General features: G+C 66.2%; 5 protein-coding genes. 3 read left to right on the forward strand and 2 right to left on the reverse strand.

Annotation, left to right across the window (positions count from 1 at the left end):
* Positions 1-172: 172 nt before the first annotated feature.
* Both P1P75_RS37085 and P1P75_RS37090 read right to left on the reverse strand, forming a co-directional pair.
* Positions 173-1,792: a serine/threonine-protein kinase gene (locus P1P75_RS37085; RefSeq protein ID WP_319263731.1), complete on the reverse strand. Its 1,620-nt coding sequence runs from the start codon at positions 1,790-1,792 to the stop codon at positions 173-175.
* 482 nt (positions 1,793-2,274) lie between these two features.
* Positions 2,275-3,021, reverse strand: coding sequence for a hypothetical protein (locus tag P1P75_RS37090; protein ID WP_319263733.1), 747 nt, complete (start codon positions 3,019-3,021; stop codon positions 2,275-2,277).
* A gap of 470 nt (positions 3,022-3,491) precedes the next feature.
* Between P1P75_RS37090 and P1P75_RS37095 the strand changes: the two genes are divergently transcribed.
* The 3 genes from P1P75_RS37095 to P1P75_RS37105 all read left to right on the forward strand — a co-directional run bounded on the left by P1P75_RS37095 (position 3,492) and on the right by P1P75_RS37105 (position 7,907).
* Positions 3,492-3,710 (forward strand): helix-turn-helix transcriptional regulator, encoded by a 219-nt coding sequence (locus P1P75_RS37095; RefSeq protein ID WP_319263734.1) that lies wholly within the window; start codon positions 3,492-3,494, stop codon positions 3,708-3,710.
* Between the two features lie 414 nt (positions 3,711-4,124).
* Entirely contained in the window at positions 4,125-6,005 is a 1,881-nt protein-coding gene (locus tag P1P75_RS37100) for an AAA family ATPase (protein WP_319263736.1), read from the forward strand.
* Positions 6,006-6,008: 3 nt separating this feature from the next.
* Positions 6,009-7,907 carry a UvrD-helicase domain-containing protein gene (locus tag P1P75_RS37105; protein WP_319263738.1) on the forward strand — a complete coding sequence of 633 codons (1,899 nt, stop codon included), beginning with the start codon at positions 6,009-6,011 and terminating at the stop codon, positions 7,905-7,907.
* The last annotated feature ends 238 nt before the right edge of the window (positions 7,908-8,145 follow it).

Below are 8,145 nucleotides of genomic sequence, written 5' to 3' on the forward strand. Positions count from 1 at the left end.
AGCCAACAGGACCCTAGACAAGTCCCATCGTTGCAGGTCAGGAGCACTCTCCGCTTATTTGATCAAGGCATGGACGGGCACGCTCGTGAAAGCGCGAGGCTAACAACAAGAAGCTTCCGGACCATTAGGCCAAGCTGACCACTTCTATTAGGAGTCGTAAGGGAGTCGAGGGCTACACGCGGCAGCTGTCGATATGGGTGACTTCGCGGTAGTCGACGATGGTGGGGCTGGCCATGGACTCCCGGTAGACGAGGACGGCACGGCCGTAGGGCCAGGCGCTGTCGTTGCCGAAGTTCTGCTGGGCTTCGGAGCAGCTGCCGAACATCAGGCCGCGGACGATGTCCGTGAATCCGGTGTCGTCACGGTAGTCCTGCCCCTCCGGGTAGATGCCGGGGCCGAAGGTGACGAACATGGTCTGGGCCGCTGGGTTGAAGGTCACGGTTACGGTGTCGCCCATGTACTGCTGTCCTCGAAGCACTGGCTCCGCATCCGTGATCAGATGCCCTGCGGCAGTCTTCTCGGCCGAGGTGGCGGGCAGCCGGGCTGCGGCCCATTCGTCCACGTTGGGCTGGGCGTTGTCGCTGCGGGTGTAGGCGGGTGAGGGGGCACTGGCGCGCTGGGGCGTTTGGGGCGTCGCTGGCCCCGAGGGGGAGGCCGTAGCAGGGCTCGTTGTCCGGGAGGCGGACTGCTGCGCCGCGGCGGTGGCAGTGGCGGGGCTCGTGTGGCTGCTCGGTGTGGGGGCCTGGCCGTGGGCGGCGTTTGATGATTGAGAGGCGGCCGCGAGGGCACCGCCGAGGCTGCCGAGGACGGCGGCGGCCACGGCGACCGTCAGATACAAGCGTGTGCGGTTGTTGCGCCCGGGCGGGGCGGGCCAGGCGAGTTCGGCCTCAGGTGTCAGGTCCCAGTGCGCGCTGACGAGGTCGGATATCAGTGTGGGCTGTTGGTCCCCAGGCGTGAGGACGGCGGTTGCCTGGGATGCGAGCAACTCGGTGCACTCACCCGCGAGTTCAGCGGCACTCGGCCTGTCGGACGGGTCCTTGGCCAGAGCCTTCTCCACCAGGCGCCGCAGGCCGGTCGGTACGCCGTCCAAGTCGGGCTTGGCTTGCATGACGCGGAAGGCCACCGCATCAGCGGCGCCGCCGCCGAAGGGGAGACGGCCAGTGGCTGCGTAGGCGAGGAGAGCTCCCCAGGCAAACACGTCGCCCGGGGAGCCGACGGCGCCGGTGCGGTAGTGCTCGGGGCTGATCCAGCCGGGCGTGCCGGTCAGCACCCCGGTGCGGGTGACCGAAGTGCCGTCCAGGGCGTGGGCAATGCCGAAGTCCAGAACCTGTGGTCCGGAGGTGGCCAAGATGACGTTCTGCGGCTTCACGTCCCGGTGGATGACGCCCTGGGCGTGCACGGCGGCGAGTGCGGCGGCGGTGCCGGCGGCCAGCGCATACAGACGCCCTCCGGACAACGGGCCGTTGGCCATCACGTGCCCGTCGAGGGTGAGGCCGGGGATATAGGGCGTGACGAGCCACGGCGTCGCAGCTTGGGTGTCGGCGTCGCGGACCGGCACCAGGCACGGCCCGGTGACGCGCTGGGAGAGCTGCACTTCCCGCCGGAACCGAGCCCGGAACTCACCGTCTGAGGCCTGAGCCGGATGCACGACCTTGACGGCGACCCGCTCGCCAGTAGCCGTGAGAGCGGCGTACACCGTACCCATACCGCCGGACCCCAGCCGCCCCAGGATGCGGTAGGGACCCACCCGGCGCGGATCGCCGGGCTGGACTGGCTGAACACGGTTGGACACGACGGCTCCCCCAAGCGGCTCACGGCGCACATCGGCCGCAACGATGGGCAGATCGTATCGACGTAATGCGCCGCGCAGCTCAAGAACCACAGCCCGCCCCCGCCGTGCGCCCGCCCGGTAGCGACGGAAGAGTCGCAGCGGTTCGGTCACCGGTGCGCGGCGAACGAGATGCTCGCGCCGCACTCAACACCCGTTGGGCCGCTGCAGCATCGAGTGGAATGCCTGGGCGAAAACGGTCACCGTCAGACCCTCTGCAATCTTCGGCGGGCGGGCATAGACGTCCCAGGTTTCGGTGAACCGGGCATGACGCGAGAGGGATTGGACTGTCTTCGGATCATGCTTGCCTGGGCCGCCGAGAGTGGAGGTGTAGAAGCTCTTGAGATCATGGAAACGGGCGCGCTCAGGGAGTCCGGCCCGGGCGACGACTCGCTGCCACTTCTCGTTGAAGTCGCTGCTCTGTACGGGCCTCCCGTATCGGTTTGTCAGATGAGCCCCTCGTCAAGTGGCTCCACGTGGCCCCGAGCCTGACGCTTGCGCGCTGCGTCGTGGGTGATCGGTTCCGGCTCGCTGAAGTTGGCCACATGGGCCGCCAGTTGCTCGATCAGGAAGTGATCCACAGGCAGGGTCGCGTAGCTGGCCTTCGTTTTGAGCGGTGCGGCCTTGCCGCGCTGACGCTGCTCTTGGATGTAGAGGAGATCCTCCTTCCAGCTGACGCACGCCCGCGTCAGGCCCAGGGCCTCGCCGGCACGTAGTCCTGCGCATGCGCCGAGCCAGACCAGGATCTCGTAGCGCGGCTCGATTTCTCGCATGGCAACGGCGGCTGCGGCCACCTGCTCGGGAGTCAGGGAGACTCTGCTGTCGTCGATCTCAGGGAGCTCGATGCGGGACACGATGTTGGCGGGCAACGGAATGTCTTCGTCCATCATGTAGTGGATGAGAATGCGCCACGTCTTGAAAATCTGAACAATTGTGTGGGCTGATCTGAGGCTGGGTTTTTCCAGCAGGTGATCGATGAAGGCCATCGAATCGCGCCGCCGCAGCGATGCTGGCAGGCGGTTTCCCGCGAACGGGAGAATGTGGTTGTGGAGGTGGCTCTCGTAGGTGTTGATCGTGCTGGGTCTCTTTTTCTTCTTCCGTTTGCGCTCGATCATCTGCGCGCCGAAGAATGCGACCCGTGCACCGCGTACCGGCTGACTCGCGCCCGTCACGGTCGAGTCTTGGTTCGCCATTTGGCCGAGCCGGTCCAGGGCTTCCTCCCAGGTAGCGAACGACTCTCTGTGCTCCTTCTTGAGGTGATCGACGTAGCGAGCTTGCCAGCGGAGCCCTCGTCCGTGGTCCGCTGACGGGTAAAGGGGGCGGTTCCTGGTCCCGCACTTACAGGGAGTGTCACCTCGGTGGGGTTTTGGATATGACTTGTGCCATCGATCGAATGGCAACACAGGTCTGGCCATGTGTTCTCGTTCATTGCTCGTGAGCTAGTGCCCTGCTGTCGCACCCTGTCTGGCCGTTTACGTCGGGCGAGGCGTGTGGGCGAGTGGCGCCGCAGCCGCACGACCATTCAGGTGTGCTCACGTGCAGGATTTCCAGCCTGAAGCCCGATTATGCACAGCTGTTCATGGTCTTGGGGAAGTTGCGCGGGTGGTGTCGCTGTGTGCCACCACGCGAACCGTCACCAGATCCCCGACTCCTGTCCCTCGGTATGCAGATTCGACGCTTCAGGGAAGGCCGGGGATACACCTTGGAAGAGCTCGCAGAGCGCAGTGGGTTGAGTTTCCGCGGACTCATCTATATCGAGCATGGGCAGCGCAGCCCCAGCGTGCTCACGCTTTTGGACATCGCTGCTGGACTCGATGTAGAGCCGGGGGAACTCGTCAACCACATCCCCGGGGAGGAATCCGGCAAGCCCGGGTCTCAGTAGTCCGGGGGCAATCGAACGTCCTCGAATTCTTCCTGGGGTGTGGTGAGCTCGTAGGGGCTGTTGGGCATCGCGATTCCTCCAGAAGATCCACGCAGGCGGTGCGCGTGAACCCGCCGAGGCGCCCAATCCGCGCCCTGTCGCCTGGCCGGGCGCAGGTGCCTTCCTGCTGTTGCGTCGGCCATGGAGGCCCATCATCCCCATCTGATGGCGCGCAGCGATGACGGTCCAGCCCTGCTGCCGGAGTTGGGTATCTGGCGTGTCCATTTCCAGCCTTGGTGGTGGATTCTCCCAACGAGACACAAGTGTTGTGATGAATCGTATGATGCGTCAGAACCGCGTACGGGTGGGGCACTTGATGCGGTTGCAACCGCCTGCGCCATCCGGGGCTCGGGCCGCATTGTTCGGGGGACGTCGTTGTACCTTGCCTGGCTGTACGCGGAGAACTTCCGGATCTTCGGCTCGTCCCCGCAGAAGAGCGGCGACACGGACGCCAGTCTGAGCCTGGAGTTCGGTCCCGCCACGAACGTCCTCGTCGGCGAGAATGACAGCGGCAAGACGGCCATCATTGACGCGATCCGCCTGTGCCTGCTGACCACAGCGGCTGACTTCTACCGGATCACGCGTGACGACTTCCACGTCGGACAGGACGGCCGAGCAGGGACCTTCAAGATCACCTGCGGTTTCAAGGACCTGACGACGGAAGAACAAGGGGTCTTCCTGGAGCTGCTCACCACCGACGACGACGGCAACGTCGCCCTCTATGTCACCGTCAAAGCGGAGCTGATGGAGCCGCTGCCTCCCCACAGGGTCTCGGTCACCACGCGCACCGGACGCGATGGGCAGGGACCCGCTCTGGACGGTGCCGCACGTGAACTGCTGAAGGCCACCTACCTGCGCCCGTTGCGGGATGCCGAGGCCGAACTGCGCTCCGGCCGCGGATCGCGGCTCTCGCAGATCCTCGCCGGCTACCCGGCCATGCGCGTACAAGGTGACGACGATTTCGACGAGGAGAGCGACAGCGCCACCACCCTGGTCGGCATCCTGCGCCGCGCGGAACGCCACATCGGTGACAACGAGGCGGTGGCCGCGGCCCGCAACGACATCAACACCGGCTACCTGCAGAAGTTCTCCATCGGCTCCGACGTCCTGCGCGCCGAGATCGGCGTCGCCGGCGACGCCACTCTTGCCCGCGCCCTGGAACGGCTGGAACTCACCCTGCTCGCGGGCGCGGGGGAGTGGACCAGACACGGACTGGGCTACAACAACGCCCTGTTCATGGCAGCCGAACTGCTCCTGCTCGGCAACAGCGCCTTCGCACCCCTGCTGTTGATCGAGGAACCCGAAGCCCACCTCCACCCGCAACTTCAGACCCGCATCATGGACCTGCTGCGCGAACGCGCCGAGGCCGCCAGGACAGCCGGGACGCCGCCGGTCCAGGTCATCCTCACCACCCACAGCCCGAACCTGGCCTCGGCCATCCCGGTGGAACACCTCACCCTCGTCGCCCGCGGAGCAGCCTTTCGCCTGGCACCGGGACTGACCTGTCTCGACGAGGGCGACTACGCCTTCCTCACCCGCTTCCTCGACGTGACCAAGGCCAACCTGTTCTTCGCCCGCAGCGTCGCCATCGTCGAAGGCGACGCCGAAGCCATCGTTTTGCCCGCCCTCGCACAGGCTGTCGGCCGGTCCTTCAGCGAATGCGGTGTCAGCGTCGTCAATGTCGGCGGCGTCGGTCTCTTCCGCTACAGCCGGATCTTCCAGCGCGAGGGTGAGCAGATACCGGTTGCGGTGGCCTGCATCCGGGACCGGGACTTGGTGCCCGCCGGCACTTCGGAGGAGATGCGCAAGCAGCTGAAGTGCTCGGCGGAGATGACCGGGCAGCAGATCGCCGATCACGTCGCAGCGCTGAAGGAAAAGGACAGCGGTCACGTGCGCACCTTCGTCTCCGACCACTGGACGTTGGAGTACGACCTGGCCGCGGCCTCCTGGACCATGGCGACCCTCATGCACCAGGCCGTCCGCGCTGCTGTCGCCTCCAAGACCACCTGGCCCACTGCGGACAGGCTCGCCGACCTGGACCGCTTGGCGCAGGAGGAGGTCAAGAAGTGGCGAGAGAGCAACGTCCCCCTGGAGAAGGCGGCCTTGGACATTTATGAGCCGCTGCGGATGGGCCGGGGCAACAAGCCGATCGCTGCCCAACACGCGGCCCGCCTCCTGCAGACCACCTCGGTGACCGATGGCGATCTGCCGTCCTACCTCGTGGCCGCCTTCACATATCTGTGCAGCGAGGTCTGAGCGATGACGCCCCTCTATGCCCCCGACGTCTTCATCAAGGACAAGGTCGAGGCACTCGCCCAGCGACTCGGCCTCGAACTGCCGCATCAGGAGCAGTGGGACTTCATCCAGAGCGCGGAATCTCTGGACCTGCAAGCAGCTCCCGGCTCGGGCAAGACCAGCCTGATCGGGCTCAAGCTCGCGCTCCTGAGCCAGGGATGGACCTCGCCCACGCGCGGCATCTGCGTCCTGTCCCACACCAACACGGCCAAGGACGAGATCACCAACCGCCTCACCGCCACACCGGCGGGACGCCGTCTCCTGCAGTACCCGCACTTCATCGGCACGATCCAGGCCTTCACCAACACCTTCTTGGCCCTGCCGGCCCTGCGGTCCCGGGGCATTGAAGTCCAGACTGTCGACGACCAGGCCTACGCGGACGAAGCCCTCCGGCTACTCGAACGCCACCCCCGGTTCCGGAAACTCAACACCGCGCTCGGGCATCGCACGAACGGCTCCGGACTCGTCGCCGAGGCCCGCTACGTGTGCGACGCCGGAGAGCTGATCGCGACAGGACCTGGCGGCACACCTCCCTTCAAAGCGTCCAGTGACAGTGGCCAACAATTCGCCGCTCTCAAAGAGATGCTCACGGAGCGAGGCGTCTTCCGCTACCACGACATGTTCGCCCTGGCTGAGCACCACCTCTTTCATCACCCACAGCTCGCTCCGGCTGTCGCCCACCGCTTTCCCTTCGTCCTCCTGGACGAAATGCAGGACACCAGCGACCTCCAGCAACGCCTGCTCGACAAGGTCTTCGGCCCGCCGGGCACGATCGTCCAGCGTGTGGGTGACGTCAACCAGCGCATCTTCGCCGACGGACCGGATGCCTCACAGCCCTCGTCGTTCCCCCTGCCTCACGCCGCCCAACTCCCCGTCAGCCGCCGATTCGGCAGCAAGATCGCAGCACTCGCCAGCGACCTCACGGTCCACCGCCGCCAGCACATCGACGGCGCCGGCCACGACGGGACCGTCGCCCTGCTGCTCTTCGACGACGACACCGTCGCCGAGGTCGTACCGGCCTTCGAACGGATGGCAGCGATCACGGTCCCCCGCCAACTGCTGCTGGACAACCCGCCCCGCGTCCTGGGCGCCCGCCTCATCCAGGGAAGCGCCAAGGCCTTTCCGCAATCCCTCTCCTGCTACGTACCCGGCTTCACCGCCACGCCGGTCCAGACAACCGGCAGTTTCATCACGACGGCACGTACCGCCCAGGCGCTTCGGCAATCCGGCGACAACCACGCAGCCGTCACGCTCCTGTGGAACGCCATCCGTGACGTGGCCCGGCTCGCCAGTGCCGGCGGCCTGCCCCCGCTGAGACGACTGGACCGAGACCCGGCCACCGCCGGAGGCCGGGCACGCCTGCTCCTGCACGACCTGCTGACGAACCCACTCGACAGTCACGTCGAATGGGCAGTCCTCACCGCCCGGCTTCTGCGGCTGCTGCCCGACCTGACCCAGAGCCCCTTGAAGGGTGTCGCCCGTCTCACCGACCCCCTTGCCCACATCCCGTACGTCGCCCAGCCAGCGCCCGTGCCCGAGGCCGCGGCTGATGCGGAACAGGGAGTGGTGGCGTCGGTTGCGGGATCGATCCAGAGCGCCAAAGGCGAAACCCACGCGGCCACGCTCATCCTCGAATGCCTGGAACGCAGCGGCAAGAAGTACGACGTACACGAGGTCCTCGGACTCCTGAGCCAGCAACAGGACGCCTCCCAGGCCCTGGTCACAATTCAGCGTGCGGCGCAGCTCGTCTTCGTCGGCGCCACCCGCCCCACTCACCTGCTCGCCTTCGCGGCGCACCGTAAAAGGGCCGAGCCGTACGTCGAGGCGATGACAACTCGCGGCTGGACTGTTCACGGCATTTGAGCCTCAAGACGATGCCCACCTAGTGATTCGGCAGATTCAGGGGAGCCCTCGGGACACGAGTGTCGCCGGGTACTTCTGGGCGGCGCCGGTGGTCAGGGCATTGGTCGGAAACCGGAGCGTGCAGCTCACCGGAAGCACCCTAGTGTCCTGAGTCGATAGTTCGCTTGCGGTTATAGGGTGGGGCGGTGCCTGGTCCGAAGCCGTTGCCGCTGGAGTTGTCCGATCACGAACGCCGGGT

The organism is Streptomyces sp. ID05-39B (assembly GCF_033794725.1).
In the GTDB taxonomy this organism is placed as follows: Bacteria; Actinomycetota; Actinomycetes; order Streptomycetales; family Streptomycetaceae; genus Streptomyces; species Streptomyces bobili.

Excerpts from the sequence above, each read along its gene's own strand:
- P1P75_RS37090 (WP_319263733.1), bottom strand. The coding sequence starts at position 3,021 with ATGGCGAACCAAGACTCGACCGTGACGGGCGCGAGTCAGCCGGTACGC.
- P1P75_RS37095 (WP_319263734.1), top strand. The coding sequence starts at position 3,492 with ATGCAGATTCGACGCTTCAGGGAAGGCCGGGGATACACCTTGGAAGAG.
- P1P75_RS37105 (WP_319263738.1), top strand. The coding sequence starts at position 6,009 with ATGACGCCCCTCTATGCCCCCGACGTCTTCATCAAGGACAAGGTCGAG.